Raw genomic sequence first — 20,589 nt, 5'->3', positions numbered from 1 at the left:
CGCGCGCCCGGCGGGCCACCATGGGAGGACGACCGGCGAGGTGGCCGGCCGCTCACGAGGAGGGGAGGTGAGAGCCATGTCGGCTGCTCCTGGTGACCGGGTCGTCGTCCGCGCCCTGCACGGGGCGGACCGCGACGGGGAGGTGGTCGCCGTGCGCGGCGCGGACGGAGGACCGCCGTACGTCGTGCGCTGGGCGCGCTCCGGTGAGGAGTCGCTGTTCTTCCCGGGGCCCGGGACGGTGATCGAGCCCGCCACGCGGGCGGGCGCGGGCTGAGGTGCCGGTGCACCCTCAGCCGAGGGCGCCCGTCGCAGGGACGGAGGGGTCGAGGATGATCTTGATGGCGCCGTCCTCCTTCTTCTGGAAGGCCCGGTACGCCGCGGGACCGTCCTCGAGGGAGACGCGGTGCGTGCGCAGGTCGAGCACGCCGAGCGGGTCGCCCGGGTCGCTCACCAGCGGCATGAGGTCCTCCGTCCAGCGACGCACGTTCGCCTGTCCCATGCGGAGGTTGATCTGCTTGTCGAACAGCTCGAGCATCGGCATGGGGTCGACGACGCCCCCGTAGATGCCGGAGATCGAGATGGTCCCGCCGCGCCGGACGGTGGAGATGGCCAGGTGGAGGGCGCCGAGGCGGTCCACGCCGAGGCTCGTCATCATCTTCTGGGCCAGGGCGTCGGGGAGCAGGTTGACGCCCTTCTGGATCACCTCGGCGACGCTCGAGCCGAGTGAGCCGTGCGCCTCCATCCCCACGGCGTCGATGACGCTGTCCGGGCCCCGCCCGCCGGTGAGGTCGCGGAGCGCCTCGGCCACGTCGTCGACGTCGCGCAGGTCGAGCGGGGTGATGCCGTGGCGCCGGGCCATCTCGAGCCGCTCGGGCACGAGGTCGACGCCGATGACCTGCCCGGCGCCGCGGTAGCGGGCGACCCGGGCGGCCATCTGCCCGATGGGGCCCAGTCCGAGGACGACGACCGACCCGCCGTCGGGGACGTTGGCGTACTCGACCCCCTGCCAGGCGGTCGGCAGGACGTCGGAGAGGTAGAGGTAGCGCTCGTCCGGCTGGCCGTCGTCCGGGACGGGGATGGCGCCGTAGTCCGCGTGGGGCACACGCAGGTACTCGGCCTGGCCGCCGGGGACGCTGCCGTAGAGCCGTCCGAAGCCGAGCAGCGAGGCTCCCGTGCCCTGGTCGCGCACCTGGGTGGTCTCGCACTGGCTCTGCAGCCCGTGCTGGCACATCCAGCAGCTGCCGCATGAGACGTTGAAGGGGATGACCACGCGGTCGCCCGGCTTGACGTGGGTGACCTGGGAGCCGACCTCCTCGACGATGCCCATCGGCTCGTGGCCGAGCACGTAGCCGGGGTCGACGAACGCGCCCAGCGGGCTGTAGACGTGGAGGTCGGAGCCGCAGATGGCGGTGGAGGTCACCCTGATGACGGCGTCGGTCGGGTCGACGATCCGTGGGTCCGGCACCTCCTCGACTCGGACGTCCTCGTTGCCGTGCCAGGTCAGAGCTCGCATCGTCTCTCCGTTCGTCGGTGGGGGTCGCGCTCACCACCCACCCTGACAACGGACCCGGCCGGCCGCACCCGGGCGGCTCACCAGCGGCGCGCGAGGCGCCTCTCGACGAGCCCGAGCAGGCTGTCGGTCACCTTGCCCAGCACGGCGAGGGCGATGATCGCGAGGAGGATCCGGTCCACCCGGCCGTTGTTCTGGGAGTCGGTGAGGAGGAAGCCCAGGCCCATCGAGGACGCGATGAGCTCGGCGGCGACGAGGAAGAGCCACGCCTGAGCGAGCGCCAGGCGCAGCCCGGCGACCACCGACGGCGTCACCGCCGGCAGCTGCACCCGCGTCAGCAGGCGCACACCGCGGTACCCGTAGGCCCGGCCCACCTCGACGAGGTGCGGGTCGACGTGCCGCAGGGCCGAGGCGACCGTCGTGTAGACGGGGAAGAAGGCGCCGATGGCGATGAGGGTGACCTTGGAGTCCTCGTTGATGCCGATCCACAGGATGAGCAGCGGGACCCACGCGAGGGACGGGACGGCCCGCACCGCGCCGACCGTCCCCGCCAGCAGCGTGTCGGCCCAGCGGGACAGGCCCACCAGCGCCCCGACGGCCAGGCCGGCCACCGCCCCGACGGCGAAGCCGAGGACCACCCGTTGCGTCGAGATCGCCACGTGCGTCCACAGCGTCCCGTCGGCGGCCAGCTCCGTCCCGGCCGCCCACACCGCGGCGGGCGAGGGCAGCTGGTAGGAGGCGAAGACGCCGGTGACGGCGGTGAGGAGGTGCCACAGGCCGAGGAGCGCGAGCGGGACGGCGACGACGGCGAGGGGACGCCAGCGGGAGGGCGCCGGCTGCGCGGCGGCGGGCTCCGCCGTCGTCGGTGCGTCGGGAGCCGTCGCGGCCCGGGGGAGGGTGAGGGCGGCCATGTCAGGACCCGGCCTCGGTGATGGTCGTGGCGTCGGCCTGCCGGGCCCACGTGTCGTCGATGAGCTCGTCGAGCGCCTTGTCGATCTGCGCCTGCGTGCGGACGTCACCGGTCTCGACGAAGATCGGCCCGACCACCTCGAGGACGGCTCGCTGCGCGTCCCCGGGGACGGCGTCGATGCCGAGGTTGGTGCGCTCGAGGACGACGCGCTCGGCGACGGCCGGCTCGATGCCCGCCACCTCGGCGAGGATCTCCACCGTCTCCTCGGGGTTCTCCGCCGCCCACTCGCGGGCCTTCTCGTAGGCGTCGACGACCACCTGGGCGAGGTCGGGGGACTCCTCGAGGAAGTCCTCGGTGGCGTTGAGGAAGCCGTAGGTGTTGAAGTCGACGTTCCGGTAGACCAGCCGGGAGCCGGCGTTGACCTCGGTGTCGGCCATGATCGGGTCCAGCCCCGCCCACGCGTCGACCGAGCCGTTCTCCAGGGCCACCCGGCCGTCGGCGTGCTGGAGGTTCTGCACCTCGACGTCGTCGATGTCGACGCCATGCTCCTCCAGGCTCTGGACGAAGAAGAAGTACGGGTCGGTGCCGCGGGTGGCGGCGACCGAGCGGCCCGCGAGGTCCTCCACGGAGTCGATGTCGGAGTCCGCCGCGACGACGATCGCCGACCACTCCGGCTGGTCGTACAGCGCGATGGTGTGGATCGGTGACTCGTTGGCGCGGGCGAGCAGTGCGGCCGAGCCGGCCGTCGAGGCGACGTCGACGGCACCCGAGCGCAGCAGCTCGTTGGCCTTGTTCGACCCGGCGGACTGCACCCACTCGACGGCGACGTCCGGGCCGAGGGTGGCCTCGAGCCACCCCTGCTCGCGGATGATGAGGCTCAGCGGGTTGTAGGTGGCGAAGTCGACGGTGACGGTGTCGGCGCTCCAGCCGCCCGACCCGCCGTCGTCGGCGGCGACGGCGGAGCCCTCACCGGCCACGCAGCCGGACAGGAGGAGGACGCCGGCGGCGGAGAGGGCGGCGTAGGTGGGGGTGCGGGTCATGGGCGTGCCTTCCAGTGGGGTGGGGCTCAGGCGTGGTGGGTGTCGACGCCGAGGCCGTCGAGCAGCCCGCGCGCAGGTGGGCGAGCTCGGCGCTGGCGCGGTCGCGCGGGCGGGCGCCGGGGACGGTGACGACGGTCTGGACCGTGCTCGCCCCGCCCGGGCCGGGCCCGAGGAGGACGACGCGGTCGGCCAGGTAGAGGGCCTCCTCGACGTCGTGGGTCACGAGGAGCACGGTGGTGGGCTCGGCGGCGTGAAGCTCGAGGAGGAGGTCCTGCATGTTGAGCCGGGTGAGGGCGTCCAGGGCCCCGAAGGGCTCGTCGAGGAGCAGGACGCCGGGGCGGCGCGAGAGGGCGCGGGCGAGGGAGGCGCGCTGCGCCATCCCGCCGGAGACCTGGCGCGGGCGGTCCTCGGCGCGGTCGCCGAGACCGACGAGCGTGAGGAGCTCGGCCACCCGATCCGCGCCGGCGGCCCGGTCGGTTCCGCGGGGCAGCCCGAGCGCGACGTTCTGGCGCAGGCTGCGCCACGGCAGCAGACGCGGCTCCTGGAAGGCGAAGGCGCAGCGCGGATCAGCCCCGCGCACCGGCTCGCCGGCGATGGTGATCCGGCCACCCGTCGGGGAGTCGAGCCCGCAGACCTGGCGCAGGAGCGTGGACTTCCCGCAGCCCGAGGCGCCGAGCAGCGCGACGATCTCCCCGGCGCCGACCGACAGGTCGATCCCGGTGAGCACGGTGCGCGGCTCCTGGCCCGCGCGCCGCGGCGCGAAGGTGCGAGCGACACCGGCCAGCTCGACGGCGTGGGCGCGGTGCTCGCGGACGGCGGTGGTGCTCATGGGGGCTCCTCAGGGGTGGACGCCTCGACGCTAGGAGCGGGCCGGACCGGCGACAACGGTCCGACCGGGGCGGTCCCACAGTCCGGTATGCCGGACGCCTTCGTCTCACTCCTCGGCCGGGCTCCGGCCTTGGCCTGCGGGGGGCAACGGTGAGGGGCGTGCCATGATCGGCACCGTGGACGCGGAGCAACAGGCGGTGCGGCTGGTGCCGAGCCGGCACGAGGAGTGGCGGCTGCGCTACACCGAGACGGCGGGCCGCCTGGCGGCGCTCCTGCCGGGCGCCCGCCTCGCGCACATCGGGTCCACCGCGGTGCCGGGCCTGCCGGCCAAGGACGTCGTCGACGTCCTCGTCGGCGTGGGCGCCACGCGCGTCGTGGAGGTGGCGCACCGGCTCCGCGACGCGGGCCTCGACCTCGAGGGCGAGCTCGCCCACCACTGCTGGCTCAGCGAACCGGACCGGGGCGCGCGGAGCGTCGTCGTCCACGTCGTCGAGCACGGCGGGCGCGCGTGGGCGAGACGGCTGACGTTCCGGGACCTGCTGCGGCGGGACGCCGACGCGCGTGAGCGCTACCTGCGCGTCAAGGAGGCCGCCGCCCGGGACTCCGCCGGGTGGGACGACTACACGCAAGCGAAGACGCAGGTCGTGGCGGACCTCCTCGCCCGGGCCTAGTCAGCCGAGCGCGTCGAGGTCGCGCACGGCGTAGCGGTGGTGCTCCCACTCCTCCTCGAGGATCGTGCGCAGGCAGGAGAGCACCGTCTCGTCGTGGTCCGCGTCGTGCGGGTTGCGCCGCGGTGCGGCCAGCTCCGCGGCGGTGACGCCGGCCAGGTACGCACGTACCAGCGCCTGCCGGTCGGCGCGCGCCTCGCGGACCTCCTCGAACGCGGGTGCCGCGGCGGAGAACTCCGAGCCGTCGAACGCGGCGGTGCCGCCGCCGTCGTCGTCGTACGGCAGCCCGACGGGGTGGAAGGGCCGCTCCTGCTCGAGGACCGCCCGGCCGAGCCACAGGTCGGTGGCCATGACGAGGTGCCGCAGGGTCTGGGCGAAGGACCACTCGCCGTCGACCGACCTGTCGACCGTGCCCGCGGGCATCGCGGCGGCGCGCGCGGCCGTGGCCGCCCAGGTCTCCTCGAGGGCGGCCCACGCGCGGCGCAGCCCCTCCGGGTCGGCGGCCCGCCGCAGCTCGCGTCCGGGGAAGCGGCGGTCGAGCTCGGCGTCGACCAGCGGCACGACGTTGACGCCGTTGACGAGGAAGGTGCCGTCCTCCTCGAGCAGCCAGGGCGAGTCGACCTCCATCCCGGTGACGTCGCTGCCGCGCACGACGACGCCTGCCAGGTCGCAGCCGACGAAGCGCGACCCGCGCAGGCTGCGGCCGCGGAAGGTCCGTCCGCGCAGGCTCTCGGGCTCGGTGCCGTCCACGTCCCCACCCTGGCACGCGGGCGCGTCCGCCGGAAGTGTCCGGGGCCACGCCGCCTCGGCGGGTGCGAGGAGGGGCGCGGGTCTACATTCACACCGGCCCACCCCCGCCCGACAGGAGTCCCCGTGCCCGAGCCCACCAGCCGGTTCGTGCGCTACCGCTGGTGGGGGCTCCTCGCCATCAGTTTCGGCGTCGCGCTCATCATCATGGACTCGACGATCGTCTCGGTCGCCGTGCCCGCGATCGTCGAGGACCTCGGCATCTCGAGCACGGAGATCCAGTGGGTGCAGGAGATCTACACCCTCCTCTTCGCCGCGCTCCTGCTCACCTGGGGGCGTCTGGCGGACCGCTACGGCCGACGCCGGATCATGCTCACCGGCGTGGTCCTCTTCGTCGTCGCGAGCGTCCTGTGCGCCTTCGCGCCGAGCGGCGCGCTCCTCATCGCGGGCCGCGCGCTCCAGGGCCTGGGCGGCTCGATGATCCTGCCGACGACCCTCGCCCTGCTCAACGCCAACTTCCACGGCCGGGAGCGGGGGATCGCCTTCGCGGTGTGGGGCTCGACCATCGGCGGCATGGCGGCCTTCGGGCCGCTGGCCGGCGGCTGGCTCACCGAGAACGCGAGCTGGCGGTGGACCTTCGGGATCAACGTGCCCTTCGGCATCCTCATCGTCGCGGGCCTGCTCCTCTTCGTCGCCGAGTCCCGCGAGGTGCGCGACGGGCCCCTGCAGCGCCTCGACCTCGGCGGCGCGCTGCTGTCCGTCGTCGGCTTCGGGGCGCTCGTCCTCGGTCTCATCGAGGGCCGCACCTACGGGTGGTGGTCGGCCGAGGAAGCGGCGCCCTTCACCGTCGGGAGCCTGTCGCCGGTGCCGCTCGCGTTCGCCGTCGCCGTCGTGGCGCTCGTCGCCTTCGTCCTGTGGGAGCGGGAGCGCGGCCGCGTGGGCAAGGGCGTCATCCTCGACCTGTCCCTCTTCCGCATCCCCTCCTTCGCCAACGGCAACGTCACGGCCCTCATCGTGAGCTTCGGGGAGTTCGGGCTCATCCTCTCCCTGCCGCTGTGGTTCCAGAACGTCCTCGGCTTCACCGCCTTCGAGGCGGGGCTCGCGCTCGTGCCGCTCGCCGTGGGCTCCTTCCTCGCCAGCGGCGCGGTCGCGGGGCTCTCGCGCCGGCTCGCGCCCATCGTCGTCGTGCGGATCGGGCTGGGCCTGGAGATCGCCGCGATCGCCGCCCTCGCGCTGCTCATCCGGCCCGACAGCAGCGCGTGGCTCACCTCCCCGGTCCTCTTCGTCTACGGCCTGGGCGTGGGACTGGCGACGGCGCAGCTGACGAGCGTCGTCCTGGCCGACGTGCCGGTCGAGCGCAGCGGGCAGGGCTCGGCCACCCAGAGCACCGCCCGGCAGACCGGGTCCGCGCTCGGCATCGCCGTCCTCGGCACCGCCTTCTTCACCACGCTGCGCACCGGCACGGAGAGCCGCCTGGCCGACGCCGTCGCCGCCGACCCGGGCATCGTGCCGCTCGTGGAGTCGGTGAGCGCGACCTCCGGTGGCAGCATCGCCCGGCTCGCCGCCGACCCCGAGACGGCGTTCATCGCCGACGCCGCCCGGGCCGCCATGACCGACGGCGCCGCGATCGCGGGCTGGGTCGCGGCAGGTGCGCTCGTCGTCGGCCTCGTCTCGAGCCTGCGGATCCGCGCGGCGGCGACCGCGGAGACGGCGCCGGCCCCGGCGCACGAGACGACCTAGCGACGGCGCCGTACAGTCTCCGCGTGCACTTCACCGAGTACGACACCCGGCTGGCCGCCTACGCGGTCATCGTCAACGAGGCCGACGAGATCCTGCTGACGTGGTTCAACGGCGGCGACGGGGGCAGGCCGAGCTGGTCGCTCCCGGGCGGCGGCGTCGAGTACGAGGAGGCCGTCGAGGACGCGGTGGTGCGCGAGGCGTACGAGGAGACCGGCTACGACGTCGAGCTCGGGCCGCTCCTGGCCATCCACCACCACACGGCCCCGGTCGGTGGGCCCTTCGCCCGCGCCTACCGGTCCCAGCGCTTCCTCTTCCACGCCCGCGTCGTCGGCGGGCAGCTCGGCACCACCGAGGTGGGCGGGACGACCGACTTCGCGCGCTGGGTGCCGCTCGCCGACTTCCCGCTCGCCGAGCGGACGGCGGACATCGTCGACCTCGCGGTGCAGCGGCTGGGGCGACGCTGACCGCTCAGTCCTCCAGAGCCCCCGGCTCGAGCGGCGGGCGTCCCCGCCGGTAGAAGGCCCAGGTGAGCAGCCACAGGACCAGGCCGATCGCGATGAGCCCGCCGGCGATCTGGTACTCGATCGTGTCCTGCGCCCACGGCCCCACGAGGAAGGCGCAGGTGAGCGCCCCGATGTAGGGCAGCACCCGGGGCGCGTGGAAGTGCTCGCGGTCCACCGGCCGGCGCCGCAGCACGATCGCCGCGATGTTGACCACCGTGAACACCGCCAGCAGGAGCAGCGCCGTCGTCCCGCCCAGGGCCGTGATGGTCTTCTGCCCGGCCACCTGGGTGACGCCCCAGACCAGGCCGAAGGTGAGGAGGGTGGTGAAGACGATCGCCGCCCATGGCGAGCGGCGGCCCGGGAGCACCTTGCCCAGCAGCGGCGGCAGCACCTCGTGCTGGGCCATCCCGTAGATGAGGCGGCTGGCCATCATGAGGTTGATGAGCGCGGTGTTGGCCACGGCGAAGATCGACAGGAACGGGTAGATGGTGTCGACCGGCAGGTCCGGGGCGCCCTGGCGGACCACCTCGAGCAGCGGCGTCGTGCTCCCGGCGAGCTCACCGACGGGCACGACCGCGACGGCGGTCACCGACACGAGCACGTAGATGAACGCCGTGAGGCCCAGGCCCGTGAGCATGACCCGCGGGAAGATCCGGACCGGGTCCTTCGTCTCCTCGGCCATGTTGACGGAGTCCTCGAAGCCCACCATCGAGAAGAAGGCGAGCGCCGTCGCGGAGGTCAGGGCGAGGAAGACGGTCTTGTCCTCGCTCGTCTCGAAGACCATCGCGCGCCCGAGGTCGACGTTCCCCTGCGACATCGCCCAGAAGCCGATGAGGATGACGATGAGCAGGCCGGTGAGCTCGACGAGCGTGAGGACGACGTTGAAGGCCAGCGACTCGGCCACGCCGCGCAGGTTGATGAGGGCGAGCAGGGTGATGAAGGCCATCGCGATCAGCGTGACGGCGCCCGAGCCCCAGTCCAGGCCGAAGCCGATGATGACGTTCTCCGCGAGGAACTTCGCGGCCGTCGACGCCGAGGTGAGGCCCGAGCTCAGCACCGCGAAGGTGACGAGGAAGGTGAGGACGTGGACCCCGAAGGCCTTGTGCGTGTACAGCGCCGCGCCCGCCGCCTGCGGGTACTTCGTCACGAGCTCGAGGTAGGAGAAGGCGGTGACGGTGGCGACGGCGAAGGCGAGGAGGATCGCCGCCCAGCCGGCACCGCCCACCTCACCGGCGACCTCACCGGTGAGGGCGTAGACGCCCGTCCCGAGGATGTCGCCGACGATGAAGAGGAGCAGCAGCTTGGGGCCGATGGCCCGCTTGAGGTCCGGCTCGGTGTCGGCCGACGTCGAGGTGCTCATCCCACGTCCTTCCGGGGGCTCCGGCCCGTCCCCGCGACGGCGCGTGCGGGAAGGGTCGTCCCCGGCGTTCGGCCCCGCAACCCGAGCGGGCTGCGGGGCCGGGCGGGCGTCAGTGGCGACCGGTGCGCATGGCGTCGCGCACGAGGTCGTGGATGTCGGTGTTGTCGCGCACGCCGACCATCGCGTCGGCGCCGGGGCCCTCGGCGCTCGCCGGGGTGGCCGCGCCGGTGTGCCCTCCGGTGGTCCAGTCGACCATGAAGGTGAGGTCCGTCCCGGCGAGCGTGAACGGCCCCTCCTCGGCCTGCTCGCCCTCACCGGACTCGTCACGGTCGTCGACGAGCTCGATCGCCAGCCCGCCGGTCTCGTGGTCCCCGACGACGACGATGAGCGTGTCCCGGTGGCGCGCGGCGAAGTCGCGCGCCAGGGCGACGGTCTCGTCCAGCGCCTGGCCGGAGTCGATGACCTCCTGGCCGTGCCCGTGGTGGGCCATCTCGTCGATGCCCTCCTCCTCGATGACGAGGAAGAAGCCGTCACGGTCCCGCGACAGGATGTCCAGCGCCTTGTCCGCCATGTCCCGCAGCGGCACGGACGGCTCGTAGAGCGGGGCCGCCGGGCCGACGTGCTCGAACATCTCCTCGTTCGCGAACAGGCCGAGGAGCCTGCCCCGGTCGGGTGCGTCCGCGAGCTCCTCGGCGGTGCTGACGTACCGGTAGCGCAGCTCCTCGGCGCGCTCGACGAGGTTGCCGGCGGTGCCCTTGCTGGCCTCGGTCGGGTCCGTCGCCGGGTTGTCGGGCCACTGGCCCTCCTCGCCGGCCGGGTACCACCAGTCCTCCCCGCCGCCGAGGATGACCTCCACCCCGGTCTCCTCCAGGTACTGCCGCGCGATCTCGCTCTGGTTGCCCCGGTCGGCCACGTGCGAGCCGAAGGCCGCGGGCGTCGCGTCGGTGACCTGGGAGGTGGTGACCAGGCCGGTGGACTTCCCGGCCCGCTCGGCCCGCTCGAGCAGGGTCCGGACCGGGTCGCCGTCGAGGTCGACGGCGATGGCGCCGTTGTAGGACCGCACCCCGGTGGAGAACGCGGTCGCCCCGGCCGCGGAGTCCGTGACGACCTCCTCCGGGTCGGCCGGGTCGGTCTGCGCCCAGCCCTGGTAGCGCAGCTGGTTCATCTCCAGCTCGCCCTCACGGCCGACGGTCGCGAGCCGGATGAGCTCGCGGTGGGCGATCCCCATGCCGTCCCCGACGATGAAGATGACGTTCTTCGCGCGGTCACGGTCGCGGCCGCGCTCGTGGTGCCTGTCGTCGCGGTCCGGCCCGCCGCGGTCGCCCCAGCTCGGAGACCCGCCCCCACCCCGCCCGCCAGGACAAGGGCCAGTGCCGCGCCGGCCAGTCTCGTGCTTCGTGTACGCATCGTTGCCACACCCCCGGAGTCGCACCGCTCTCACGGTCACGCCCCCAGTGGTCATGACCGGGGCGGCTCCGGGGCCACCGTACGCCCGGCCCGGCCACCGCGCAGGTGCGGCGGCCGGCTGCGCGGGCAGGGTCTCAGGGGCAGCCGTGGGCGTCGTCCAGGCGCACGAGCAGCCAGTCCATCTCCGAGGAGGACGCGACGATCTCGCGCGCCCCGTCACCGAGCGGGTACAGCGTGAGCTCCTCGCCGTCGGCGACGTCCCACGGTGTCTCGCCGTCGGCCGGCCGCCACAGCGAGCCGTTGAGCGGACCGAGGACGGGGGTGTCGCACGCGGGGTCGGCGCGGTAGACGTACCGCACCGACCGGTCCGCCGGGAGGTTGTCCCCGTCCGCGACGAGCGGCGGCTCCTGCGGTCCTGGCGGAGCGGTGTGCACCTCGTCGTCCGACACGGTGCTGCCGGGGGAGTCGAGGCCGACGTCCACCACGGTGCGTTCCTCCGGCTCTCCGGGGTACGGGTCCCTGGCCTCGAGCTGGATGTGGAACGGCCCGTCCGGCAGCGCCTCGCGTGCGACGGCGACGACGAAGGCGTGCGGGTTCGCGTCGTCGGGGCAGGCGGCGGGCTCCCCTGGGAGCGTGAGCTCGGCGTGGACGAGGTCCTCGACGACGACGACGCCGTCCAGACGCACCGGGCAGCCGCTGCCGTAGACGGCCCCGAACCACACGGCGACCTCCCGTTCCCAGTCCACCTCGGCGGGCTCGCCGTCAAGGCCGGCCGACCGCCAGAGCGCGTCCAGCTGGGCGTCGGTGGTGGCGAGGCCCGTCCGGTAGGGCTCGCCCGTCAGCTCCTCACCGAGCAGGCGCCACCCCTCACCCGCCGTCGGCTGCTCACTGCCGGCCGGGTCCGTGCCACCGGCCGTGCCGCAGGCGCCGAGCAGCAGCAGGCCGGCCGCCATGACCGCCGCGCCCACGGGCGCTCGTCGCCGCCTCTCCCGCACCTGCGCCACCTCCTGACCCCAGTGTGCTCGCACCCCACCTCGGGGACCGCCGTTTCCGGGCCCCTCCTCCTCGGGGAGGAGGTGGCTGCCCGCCCGATCTCGTCGCCGCGGACGATCTGCTCCCGCTGCGCCGCTCCTAGCGTCGACGGTGTCGCCGGCAGCAGCGCGGGCGGGAACTGGAGCAGAGCCATGATCAAGGTGACACACCTGACGAAGCGCTACGGCGCGACGACGGCGGTGGACGACCTGAGCTTCACCGTGCGGGCTGGCACGGTCACCGGCTTCCTCGGCCCCAACGGTGCCGGGAAGACGACGACGATCCGCGCCGTCGTCGGGCTCGAGCGGCCGACGTCCGGGTCCGCCACGGTGGGCGGACAGCGGTACGCCGAGCTGCGTGCGCCGCTCCAGGAGGTCGGCACGATGCTCGACGGGCGCGGTGCCCACCCCGGCCGCACCGCCGTCGGGCACCTCATGGGCCTGGCCCGGACCCACGGGATCGGCCGGGCGCGCGTGGACCAGGTCGTCGGCCTGGCCGGGCTGGATTCCGTGGCCCGCCGCCGTGTCGGCACCTTCTCCCTGGGCATGCGGCAGCGCCTCGGCATCGCCGCCGCCCTGCTCGGTGACCCCGGCATCCTCATCCTCGACGAGCCCGTCAACGGCCTGGACCCCGACGGCGTGCTGTGGATCCGCCACCTGCTGCGGTCCCTGGCCGCCGAGGGGCGCACCGTGCTCCTGTCCTCGCACCTCATGAGCGAGCTCGCCGAGACGGCGAGCCGGGTCGTCGTCATCGGCCAGGGCCGGCTGCTGGCCGACGAGGACCTCGACACCCTCGTCGCCGCGACCGCCCGTGCCGGGGTGGTGCGCGTCCGCGCGACCGACGCGGCCACGCTGGCCCGCGCGCTCGAACGCCGGGGGACACCGGTGACCCTGGGGGAGGACGGGGTGCTCGAGGTCGCCGGCACCGACGCCGCCGCCGTGGGTGCGCTCGCGGCCGGACTGGGCGTCACGCTGCTCGAGCTGTCCACGGTGTCCGGCACGCTCGAGGACGCGTACCTCGGCCTCACGGCCGGTGCCGTGGAGTACCGGGCGGAGGCGGCCCGATGAGCGCCGTCGCCGCTCTGCCCGCGCCCGTCGGCCTGCCGGCGCGGCCGGTTGCCGGCTTCGGCCGGGTCCTCGCCGCCGAGTGGTTCAAGGCCTGGGGCCTGCGCTCCACCCGCTGGACGGTCGCCGTCATGGTGCTGCTCACCGTCGGCCTGTCCTACCTCGGCGGCAGTGACGCCGCGGTGGGGCCCGACGGCTACGGCAGCGTGGCCTACTTCGTGACGAGCAGCCTCGTGGTGACGCAGTTCCCGATCCTGCTCCTCGGGGTTCTCCTCGGCAGCGGGGAGCTCTCCAGCCGCAGCGCCGGGCCGACCTTCGTCGCCGTCCCGGCCCGCACCCCGGTCGTCGTCGCCAAGGCTCTCGTCACGGCGGCGGTCGCCGCCCTGACCGCGGCCACGACCCTCGGCCTGTCCGCCGCGGCCGTCCTCGCGACCCCGCTCGGCGCGGGGCTGTCGACCGCCCTCACGGCGGAGACGACGCGGATGTGGGTCGGTACCGGGGTCTACCTCGTCGCCGCGACCGTGTTCTGCTTCGGCCTGGGGATGCTCCTGCGACGGAGCGTGACCGCCGTCGCCGTCGCCTTCGTCGTCTTCGTCCTGGACATCGCGATGATCGCCGCGCCCGACGGTCTCGCGCGGGTCGCCGGCCTGCTGCCCGGCCACGCGGCGTCGCTCGTCTCCTCGACCGACGGGTTCGTCGACCTGCTCCGGGACATCGGCCAGCTGCCGGTCGGTCCCTGGGGGAGCGTCGCCGTCACCGGGGCGTGGGCGGTCCTCGCGGTGCTCGGGGCCGCCGTCGCGGTGCGGGTGCGCGATGTCTGAGCGGGCGGCTCCGGGCCGGGCCGTGCGGCCGGTGTCGGCCCCCGTGGGCCTGCCCGCCCGCTCCGGGGTGTCCTTCCCGCGGGTGCTGCGTGCGGAGCTGGGCAAGGCCGTGACGCTGCCGTCCACCCGGTGGTGCGTTCTCGTGGCCGTCCTCGTCCACGCGGCGGTCGCGTGCGTCGTCGCCTACGACGCGCGCTACGGGTCTGACGCGCCGGCCCTGCGCGGCCTCCTCACCCTCGGCCTCGTCGCCACCCAGCTCCCGGTGCTCGTCCTCGGCGTCCTCGTCAGCGCCGCGGAGTACCCCGGCGGTGCGGCGCGCTCGACCTTCCTCGCCGTCCCCCGTCGGCTGCCCGTGCTCGCCGCCCAGACGCTCGTCACCGCCGTCCTCGCGGCCCTGGTGGCTGTCGCCGCGCTGGTCGTCACGTTCCTGGCGGTGCTGCCGTTCCGCGCCGACGTCACCATGACGCTCGACGCCACGGACCCACAGACGCAGCGCATCCTCGGCGGCCTGGTTCTCTACGTCGTCGCGATCGCACTTCTCGGCGTCGCCCTCGGCACCCTCGCGCGCACACCCGCCGCCGGGCTGGTGGCCGGGGTGGGGCTCGTGTTCCTCCTCGAGCGGCTCGTGCTGGTCGTCGGGGCCCCGTGGCTCGTGGCGCTCCTGCCGGCGTGGGCCGGCCGGCTCGTCGTGGCCACCGATGCCGGCGCCGCCGCGCAGGCCGCCGAGGCGGGGGTGGTGCTCACCCCGTGGGCGGGCCTCGGGGTCGCGGCGGCGTGGGTGCTCGTGCTCCTCACCGCCGCCGCGGCCCGGCTGCGGCACAGCGATGTCTGAGGCCGCGCCGGGCGGGGAGGCGGGCTGGCACACTCGGGGCGTGACAGTCGACCGGGCCCGGGCGTGGGTCGAGCGGGTGCGTCTGACCCTCGCCCAGCGCCCGGACCTCGCGGACCGGGTCGTCTGGACGGGCTACCTCGCGGCGGTGCTGCTGACGACCGTCGTGTACCTGCTCCCCAGCGTCATCTGGTTCTCCCACCCGCCGGGTTCCCAGGGCGCGATCACCGTCGCCGCGACGACGGCGGTCGCCGGGCTGCTCGGGGTGCCGGCCCTGCGTCGGCGACGGCGGCACCCGGTCCGGGCCGTGCTGTGGACGGCGGCGCTCGCGGTGCTCAGCCTGGCGCTGGTGGGGGCCGCGGGTGCCACGGTGCTCGGCACGGCGCTGGCCGTCTACGCCCTCGCCGCCACCTGGCCGCCCGTGCGGACGTGGCCGGCGGTCCTCGGTGCCGTCGTCGCGGTCAGCGGCGCCACGCTGTTCGGGCTCAGCGTGGACCTGTGGGGCGTCGTCATCGGTCTGTCCACGCTGACCCGCGGCGCACCGGACTTCCCCCCGGGCCCGCTGACGGAGGAGGAGTGGAGCGGCATGGGCCGGGCGTTCCTCGCGGGCCAGGACACGCGCGTCTTCGAGGCCACCCTCTGTGCCCTCCTGCTCGTCACCGCCGTCGTGGCGGGTCTCAACGTTCGCAGCAGACGTCAGCGCGAGGCCGCGGCGCGGGCGCAGGAGGAGGCGCAGGTGCGTGAGCACCGGCAGGACCTTCTCATGGCCCGCAGCGCCGAGCGCACCACCATCGCCCGCGAGGTCCACGACGTCGTCGCCCACAGCATCTCGGTCATGGTGGCCCTGGCCGACGGCGCCGGCGCCGTCGCGTCCCGGTCGCCGGACCAGGCGCAGGAGGCGATGAGGGAGGTCTCCGCGACCGGCCGCAGCGCGCTCGCCGACATGAGGCGCGTGCTCGCGGCCCTGGAGGAGACGGCTCCCGACCCCGGTGACGAGACGGCGGACCTCGCGGCCGTGGTCGACCGGTTCCGCGCCGCAGGTCTGCCCGTGGTGGCCACCGGCCTCGACGTCGACGTCCCCGGCCCGGTCGCCCTCGCGATGCGCCGGATCGTCGGCGAGGCGCTCACCAACGCCCTGCGGCACGCCCAGGGGACACCGCGGGTGGTCCTCGCGGTCCACCGCACCCCCGACGCCGTGACGATCGAGGTGCTCGACGACGGCCCGCGCGGCGGGGCGCCCGAGGTGTCGACGCAGGGGAGCGGGCGCGGCCTGGTGGGGGTCCGGGAGAGGGCGGCGATCCTCGGCGGCAGTGCCGAGGCCGGTCCGCGCCCCGGCAGCGGCTGGCGGGTGGCCGTCACCCTGCCCGTGGACGGGGGTCGGCGATGACGACGATCCTGCTCGTCGACGACCACGCCCTGCTCCGCAAGGGCTTTCGCATGGTGCTCGAGACGGAGCCGGACCTCACCGTGGTCGGTGAGGCCGCGGACGGCGTCGTCGCCCTCCAGCAGGTCGCCTCCCTCGCCCCCGACGTCGTCCTCATGGACGTGCGCATGCCCGGCGGTGACGGGATCGAGGCCACGCGCCGCATCGTCGCCGCCCACCCCGGGACGCGGGTGCTCGTGCTCACGACCTTCGACCTCGACGAGTACGCCTTCGGGGCGCTGCGCGCGGGCGCCAGCGGCTTCCTCCTCAAGAACGCCGAGCCGGCCGAGCTCGTCCGCGCGGTCCGGGCGGTCGCCTCCGGCGACGCCGTCGTCGCGCCGCGAGTCACCCAGCTGCTCCTCGAGCGGTTCTCGGGGCAGCTGCCCGTTCGTCCCGAGGAGGAGGCGGCCAGCCAGCGCGACCCGCGGCTGGACGCGCTCACCCCCCGGGAGCTCGAGGTCCTGCGGCTCGTGGCCACCGGGCTGTCCAACCTCGAGATCGCCGAGGCCCTCCACCTGTCCACGACGACCGTCAAGACCCACACCGGCAACCTGCTCGCCAAGCTCGGCCTGCGGGACCGGGTACAGCTCGTCATCTTCGCCTACGAGAGCGGGCTGGTCCGCGCCGGGGACTGACGTGCAGGGCAGCCGCCCGCTTGTACGCTGGCAAGGACCAACCTGCGTCGTTGGGGGTGGCCATGCCTGAGTCTGCCGGCGAGCGCGTCACGCGGCGCCGGTTCCGTCCGGTCCGGGGGCGGGTGGTGCCGTCGTGGCTGCTGCCGCGCCCGGCGCGGCCGCTCCTGGCGTGGGTGGCGAGGCTGACGGCCGCCTCCGTCGTGGCCTACCTGCTGACGGTGTGGCTGCTCGAGGGGCCGATCGACCTCACGGGCGCCCTCACCGCTCTCCTGGTGGTCCAGGCCTCGGCGACGGCGAGCCTGCAGATGGGTGTCGTGCGGGTGGGCGCCGTGCTGACAGGCGTGCTGGTCGCGATCACGCTCTCGTCGTGGGTGGGCCTGACCTGGTGGAGCCTGGGAGCGGCGATCGCGCTGGCCCTGCTGCTCGCCGCGATCCTGCGGTTGGGCGACCAGCGGCTGGAGACGGCGATCAGCGCCATGCTCATCCTCGGGACGGCTGGCCCGGACGGCCGGGACATCGCGGCGGAGACCCGCGTGCTGACGACGCTCATCGGCGCGGGCGTGGGAATGGCGTTCAACCTCCTCCTCCCGCCGGCCGTGCCCTTCCGGGCCGCGGTGACCGACGTGCGCAACATCGCCGGCAGCCAGGCGGCGTGCCTGCGGACCGCCGCCGCGTCGATGACCCAGCGGCCGATCACCAAGAGTGCGGTGGGCACCTGGCTGGACCAGGCACGCGCCGTCGCCCAGGCCATGAGCCGCACGGAGGTGGCGATCAGCACGGTCACAGACCTGCGGCGGTTCAACCCCCGAGCGATCCGCACCCCCGAGGTCGAACCGGTCCTGCGGGCCGGCCTGGACGCCCTGGACCGCTCGCTGCTCGCGATCCGCGCCCTCTTCGCCACGATGTTCGCCGAGGCTCCCGAGTACGAGACGCCCGACGACGGCTACGGCGAACAGGTCCGCCCCGCGTTCGCCGTCCTCCTCGGTCACCTCGCGGACTCCCTGGACGCCTTCGGCGCACTCGTCGAGGCCGAGGCCCAGAGCTCGGAGGCCGGGGTGAAGCGGAGCCTGGCCGAGAGCCTGGACGTCGCCGGTGAGGCCCGGGCGATCCTCACCGAGCTGCTGCTCGTCGACCCGCGGGAGGAGACGGGCCTGTGGCTGCTGCGCGGCTCGATCCTCTCCGCCGTCGACCACGTCCTGGTCCCGCTGCAGCTCGAGGACCGCGCCCGGCTCCTGGAGAAGTCGCGCAAGCCGCGTCCGATAGCCGCGCGTCCCGCGGACGCATCCCGCACTGCCCGCGAGGCGCTGCGGCGCCGCGCGGGACGGCGCCGGCGTGGCGAGTAGCTGACGAGACGATGCCGGGGCGCGGGTGACTGGTCGGGAATGAATCCTGAACGAGTGAGGTTGAGCCACATAGACTCAAGTTCGCACCCGCCGAGTTGACATGACGGCGAGGACGCGCAAACTTGAGTGTGGATGACTCAAGGACCGGAACCTGCCGGCCCGCGCACTAGGACAGGAGAACGACACATGGCACGAGCGGTCGGAATCGACCTGGGCACCACCAACTCCGTGGTGTCCGTCCTCGAGGGTGGCGAGCCCACCGTCATCGCGAACGCCGAGGGTGCTCGCACGACGCCGTCGGTGGTCGCCTTCAGCAAGTCCGGCGAGGTGCTCGTCGGTGAGGTCGCCAAGCGTCAGGCGGTGACCAACGTCGACCGGACCATCACCTCGGTCAAGCGTCACATGGGCACCGACTGGACCACCTCGATCGACGACAAGAACTACACCGCGCAGGAGATCTCCGCGCGCGTCCTCGGCAAGCTCAAGCGTGACGCCGAGCAGTACCTGGGCGAGACGGTGACCGACGCGGTCATCACCGTCCCCGCCTACTTCAACGACGCCGAGCGTCAGGCGACGAAGGACGCCGGCCAGATCGCCGGCCTCAACGTCACCCGCATCGTCAACGAGCCCACCGCCGCCGCCCTGGCCTACGGCCTCGAGCGCGGCAAGGAGGACGAGCTCATCCTCGTCTTCGACCTCGGTGGCGGCACCTTCGACGTCTCCCTCCTGGAGATCGGCAAGGACGACGACGACTTCTCCACCATCCAGGTGCGCGCCACCAACGGTGACAACCGCCTCGGTGGTGACGACTGGGACCAGCGGGTCGTCGACTGGCTCGTCACCCAGGTGAAGAACAAGGACGGCATCGACCTGTCCAAGGACAAGATCGCCCTCCAGCGTCTGCGCGAGGCGGCCGAGCAGGCCAAGAAGGAGCTCTCCTCGACGACGAGCACAAACATCTCGCTGCAGTACCTGTCGATGAGCGAGAACGGCCCCATCCACCTGGACGAGAAGCTCACCCGGGCACAGTTCCAGGAGATGACCAAGGACCTCCTCGACCGCACCAAGGCCCCCTTCCAGGCCGTCATCAGCGACGCCGGGATCAAGGTCGCGGACATCGACCACGTCGTCCTCGTCGGTGGCTCCACCCGGATGCCCGCCGTCACGGACCTCGTCAAGGAGCTGACCGGCGGCAAGGAGCCCAACAAGGGCGTCAACCCGGACGAGGTCGTCGCCGTCGGCGCGGCCCTCCAGGCCGGCGTCATCCAGGGTGACCGCAAGGACATCCTCCTCATCGACGTCACGCCGCTGTCCCTCGGCATCGAGACCAAGGGCGGGGTGATGACCAAGCTCATCGAGCGCAACACCGCCATCCCGACCAAGCGCTCGGAGGTGTTCTCCACCGCCGAGGACAACCAGCCCAGCGTCCTCATCCAGGTCTTCCAGGGTGAGCGCGAGTTCGCCCGCGACAACAAGCCGCTGGGCACCTTCGAGCTCACCGGTATCGCCCCGGCCCCCCGCGGCATGCCGCAGATCGAGGTCACCTTCGACATCGACGCCAACGGCATCGTCCATGTGTCCGCCAAGGACCGCGGCACGGGCCAGGAGCAGTCGATGACCATCACCGGCGGCTCGGCCCTGCCCAAGGACGAGATCGACCGCATGGTCAAGGAGGCCGAGGCGCACGCCGCCGAGGACAAGCAGCGCCGCGAGGAGGCCGAGGCCCGCAACACCGCCGAGCAGCTCGTCTACTCGACCGAGAAGCTCCTCACGGACAACGCGGACAAGCTCCCCGAGGACGTCTCCAGCGAGGTCCGCTCCGCCGTCGACGACCTCAAGAAGGCGCTCGAGGGCGACGACGTCGCCGAGATCACCGCCAAGCAGCAGGCGCTGACGACCGTCTCGCAGAAGATCGGCGAGGCCCTCTACGCCCAGCAGCAGAGCGCCCCCCAGGACGCTCCCGCCGCGGGTGAGGCCCCGTCCGGCACGGACGAGGACGTCGTCGACGCCGAGATCGTGGACGAGGACGAGAACAAGTGACCGAGGAGAACCCCCAGGCCCAGGGCCCGCCCGAGTCGGAGCCCATCAAGCCGGTCGTGCGCGACAAGCGCCGCATCGACCCGGAGACCGGCAAGGTCCGCGAGCCGCAGGACGACGCGCAGGACACCGCCGACGAGGCGGAGCCCGCCGCGGAGCCCGAGCAGCCGCAGGACGGCGCCCTCGCCGCCGCCAAGGCGGAGTCCGCCGACCTCAGCGACCAGCTCGCCCGCCGCAACGCCGACCTGTACAACCTCCAGCAGGAGTACAACGGCTACGTGCGGCGCTCCAAGGCCGCTGCCTCCGAGCAGCGCGCCGCGGGGCAGGCGGAGGTGGTCGAGGCGCTCCTCGGTGTCCTCGACGAGATCGAGCTGGCGCGTCAGCACGGCGACCTCACCGGACCGCTGGGCGCGACCGCCGAGAAGTTCGAGTCCACGCTGGCGCAGCGCTTCGGCGTCGAGCGCTTCGGCGCCCCCGCCGAGGAGTTCGACCCCGAGCTGCACGACGCGCTCATGAGCACGCCGGACCCGGAGGCGACGTCCACGACGATCGCCCAGGTCATGCAGCCCGGCTACCGGATGGGCGAGAAGGTGCTGCGCGCCGCGCGCGTGGCCGTGACCAGCCCCGAGTAGCAGGCACGCACGGTGCCGGCCGCGCCCCGCGCGCGGCCGGCACCGCCCCACGACACGACG

The 20,589-nt window shown here is 73.8% G+C and carries 19 protein-coding genes and 1 pseudogene; 12 read left to right on the top strand and 8 right to left on the bottom strand.

Annotated features, from left to right (window positions below):
* Positions 1 to 76 precede the first annotated feature (76 nt).
* Positions 77 to 274, top strand: a complete 198-nt coding sequence (locus ACWPXV_RS10450; protein ID WP_454085175.1) for a DUF1918 domain-containing protein — start codon at positions 77 to 79, stop codon at positions 272 to 274.
* 15 nt (positions 275 to 289) lie between these two features.
* On the opposite strand, the gene ACWPXV_RS10445 is transcribed toward ACWPXV_RS10450, so the two are convergent.
* The 4 genes and pseudogenes from ACWPXV_RS10445 to ACWPXV_RS10430 form a co-directional block, all read right to left on the bottom strand.
* Positions 290 to 1,513: a zinc-dependent alcohol dehydrogenase gene (locus ACWPXV_RS10445; protein ID WP_454085174.1), complete on the bottom strand. Its 1,224-nt coding sequence runs from the start codon at positions 1,511 to 1,513 to the stop codon at positions 290 to 292.
* A gap of 77 nt (positions 1,514 to 1,590) precedes the next feature.
* Positions 1,591 to 2,421, bottom strand: a complete 831-nt coding sequence (locus tag ACWPXV_RS10440; RefSeq protein WP_454085173.1) for an ABC transporter permease — start codon at positions 2,419 to 2,421, stop codon at positions 1,591 to 1,593.
* A gap of 1 nt (position 2,422) precedes the next feature.
* Complete coding sequence (locus ACWPXV_RS10435) at positions 2,423 to 3,460, bottom strand: aliphatic sulfonate ABC transporter substrate-binding protein (RefSeq protein WP_454085172.1); 1,038 nt, start codon at positions 3,458 to 3,460, stop codon at positions 2,423 to 2,425.
* A 26-nt stretch (positions 3,461 to 3,486) separates the two neighbouring features.
* Positions 3,487 to 4,289: pseudogene (locus tag ACWPXV_RS10430) on the bottom strand (ABC transporter ATP-binding protein).
* Positions 4,290 to 4,452: 163 nt separating this feature from the next.
* On the opposite strand from ACWPXV_RS10430, the gene ACWPXV_RS10425 reads away from it, so the two are divergent.
* Complete coding sequence (locus tag ACWPXV_RS10425; protein WP_454085171.1) at positions 4,453 to 4,959, top strand: GrpB family protein; 507 nt, start codon at positions 4,453 to 4,455, stop codon at positions 4,957 to 4,959.
* Here the strand turns inward: ACWPXV_RS10425 and ACWPXV_RS10420 are convergent, their stop codons facing one another.
* A complete protein-coding gene (locus ACWPXV_RS10420) occupies positions 4,960 to 5,706 on the bottom strand; it encodes a DinB family protein (RefSeq protein ID WP_454085170.1) in 747 nt (248 codons plus the stop codon).
* Between the two features lie 123 nt (positions 5,707 to 5,829).
* Here ACWPXV_RS10420 and ACWPXV_RS10415 point away from each other — a divergent pair, with 123 nt between their 5' ends.
* A complete protein-coding gene (locus ACWPXV_RS10415; protein ID WP_454085169.1) occupies positions 5,830 to 7,443 on the top strand; it encodes a DHA2 family efflux MFS transporter permease subunit in 1,614 nt (537 codons plus the stop codon).
* Positions 7,444 to 7,466: 23 nt separating this feature from the next.
* A complete protein-coding gene (locus tag ACWPXV_RS10410; protein ID WP_454085168.1) occupies positions 7,467 to 7,907 on the top strand; it encodes an NUDIX hydrolase in 441 nt (146 codons plus the stop codon).
* Positions 7,908 to 7,911: 4 nt separating this feature from the next.
* On the opposite strand, the gene ACWPXV_RS10405 is transcribed toward ACWPXV_RS10410, so the two are convergent.
* The 3 genes from ACWPXV_RS10405 to ACWPXV_RS10395 form a co-directional block, all read right to left on the bottom strand.
* A complete protein-coding gene (locus tag ACWPXV_RS10405) occupies positions 7,912 to 9,306 on the bottom strand; it encodes an APC family permease (RefSeq protein WP_454085167.1) in 1,395 nt (464 codons plus the stop codon).
* Positions 9,307 to 9,415: 109 nt separating this feature from the next.
* A complete protein-coding gene (locus ACWPXV_RS10400) occupies positions 9,416 to 10,534 on the bottom strand; it encodes an alkaline phosphatase (protein ID WP_454085166.1) in 1,119 nt (372 codons plus the stop codon).
* A 313-nt stretch (positions 10,535 to 10,847) separates the two neighbouring features.
* Positions 10,848 to 11,741, bottom strand: coding sequence for a hypothetical protein (locus ACWPXV_RS10395; RefSeq protein WP_454085165.1), 894 nt, complete (start codon positions 11,739 to 11,741; stop codon positions 10,848 to 10,850).
* Positions 11,742 to 11,897: 156 nt separating this feature from the next.
* On the opposite strand from ACWPXV_RS10395, the gene ACWPXV_RS10390 reads away from it, so the two are divergent.
* The 8 genes from ACWPXV_RS10390 to ACWPXV_RS10355 all read left to right on the top strand — a co-directional run bounded on the left by ACWPXV_RS10390 (position 11,898) and on the right by ACWPXV_RS10355 (position 20,529).
* Positions 11,898 to 12,812 (top strand): ATP-binding cassette domain-containing protein, encoded by a 915-nt coding sequence (locus ACWPXV_RS10390; protein ID WP_454085164.1) that lies wholly within the window; start codon positions 11,898 to 11,900, stop codon positions 12,810 to 12,812.
* Positions 12,809 to 13,630 (top strand): hypothetical protein, encoded by an 822-nt coding sequence (locus ACWPXV_RS10385; RefSeq protein WP_454085163.1) that lies wholly within the window; start codon positions 12,809 to 12,811, stop codon positions 13,628 to 13,630. Before ACWPXV_RS10390 ends, ACWPXV_RS10385 begins: the two co-directional genes overlap by 4 nt.
* Positions 13,623 to 14,462: a hypothetical protein gene (locus tag ACWPXV_RS10380; protein ID WP_454085162.1), complete on the top strand. Its 840-nt coding sequence runs from the start codon at positions 13,623 to 13,625 to the stop codon at positions 14,460 to 14,462. The genes ACWPXV_RS10385 and ACWPXV_RS10380 overlap by 8 nt, the downstream gene beginning before the upstream one ends.
* A gap of 40 nt (positions 14,463 to 14,502) precedes the next feature.
* Positions 14,503 to 15,846 carry a sensor histidine kinase gene (locus ACWPXV_RS10375; RefSeq protein ID WP_454085161.1) on the top strand — a complete coding sequence of 448 codons (1,344 nt, stop codon included), beginning with the start codon at positions 14,503 to 14,505 and terminating at the stop codon, positions 15,844 to 15,846.
* Complete coding sequence (locus ACWPXV_RS10370; protein WP_454085160.1) at positions 15,843 to 16,517, top strand: response regulator; 675 nt, start codon at positions 15,843 to 15,845, stop codon at positions 16,515 to 16,517. The genes ACWPXV_RS10375 and ACWPXV_RS10370 overlap by 4 nt, the downstream gene beginning before the upstream one ends.
* A gap of 62 nt (positions 16,518 to 16,579) precedes the next feature.
* The gene (locus ACWPXV_RS10365) at positions 16,580 to 17,860 is read left to right on the top strand and encodes an FUSC family protein (RefSeq protein ID WP_454085159.1); all 1,281 of its coding nucleotides are present in this window, start codon (positions 16,580 to 16,582) and stop codon (positions 17,858 to 17,860) included.
* A gap of 186 nt (positions 17,861 to 18,046) precedes the next feature.
* Entirely contained in the window at positions 18,047 to 19,900 is a 1,854-nt protein-coding gene (gene dnaK / locus ACWPXV_RS10360) for a molecular chaperone DnaK (protein ID WP_454085158.1), read from the top strand.
* A complete protein-coding gene (locus tag ACWPXV_RS10355) occupies positions 19,897 to 20,529 on the top strand; it encodes a nucleotide exchange factor GrpE (protein ID WP_454085157.1) in 633 nt (210 codons plus the stop codon). The genes dnaK and ACWPXV_RS10355 overlap by 4 nt, the downstream gene beginning before the upstream one ends.
* Positions 20,530 to 20,589: the final 60 nt, after the last annotated feature.

Source organism: Georgenia sp. Marseille-Q6866, assembly GCF_965111665.1.
The sequence above is the reverse complement of the archived record's forward strand: the minus strand, read 5'-3'. Positions and strand labels throughout refer to the sequence as shown.

What these genes read in the sequence shown, in the direction of transcription:
- ACWPXV_RS10435 (WP_454085172.1), bottom strand. Translation starts at nt 3,460, where the DNA reads ATGACCCGCACCCCCACCTACGCCGCCCTCTCCGCCGCCGGCGTCCTC.
- ACWPXV_RS10380 (WP_454085162.1), top strand. Translation starts at nt 13,623, where the DNA reads ATGTCTGAGCGGGCGGCTCCGGGCCGGGCCGTGCGGCCGGTGTCGGCC.
- ACWPXV_RS10390 (WP_454085164.1), top strand. Translation starts at nt 11,898, where the DNA reads ATGATCAAGGTGACACACCTGACGAAGCGCTACGGCGCGACGACGGCG.
- ACWPXV_RS10445 (WP_454085174.1), bottom strand. Translation starts at nt 1,513, where the DNA reads ATGCGAGCTCTGACCTGGCACGGCAACGAGGACGTCCGAGTCGAGGAG.
- ACWPXV_RS10425 (WP_454085171.1), top strand. Translation starts at nt 4,453, where the DNA reads ATGATCGGCACCGTGGACGCGGAGCAACAGGCGGTGCGGCTGGTGCCG.
- ACWPXV_RS10405 (WP_454085167.1), bottom strand. Translation starts at nt 9,306, where the DNA reads ATGAGCACCTCGACGTCGGCCGACACCGAGCCGGACCTCAAGCGGGCC.
- ACWPXV_RS10370 (WP_454085160.1), top strand. Translation starts at nt 15,843, where the DNA reads ATGACGACGATCCTGCTCGTCGACGACCACGCCCTGCTCCGCAAGGGC.
- ACWPXV_RS10440 (WP_454085173.1), bottom strand. Translation starts at nt 2,421, where the DNA reads ATGGCCGCCCTCACCCTCCCCCGGGCCGCGACGGCTCCCGACGCACCG.
- ACWPXV_RS10450 (WP_454085175.1), top strand. Translation starts at nt 77, where the DNA reads ATGTCGGCTGCTCCTGGTGACCGGGTCGTCGTCCGCGCCCTGCACGGG.
- dnaK (WP_454085158.1), top strand. Translation starts at nt 18,047, where the DNA reads ATGGCACGAGCGGTCGGAATCGACCTGGGCACCACCAACTCCGTGGTG.
- ACWPXV_RS10365 (WP_454085159.1), top strand. Translation starts at nt 16,580, where the DNA reads ATGCCTGAGTCTGCCGGCGAGCGCGTCACGCGGCGCCGGTTCCGTCCG.
- ACWPXV_RS10385 (WP_454085163.1), top strand. Translation starts at nt 12,809, where the DNA reads ATGAGCGCCGTCGCCGCTCTGCCCGCGCCCGTCGGCCTGCCGGCGCGG.
- ACWPXV_RS10400 (WP_454085166.1), bottom strand. Translation starts at nt 10,534, where the DNA reads ATGGGGATCGCCCACCGCGAGCTCATCCGGCTCGCGACCGTCGGCCGT.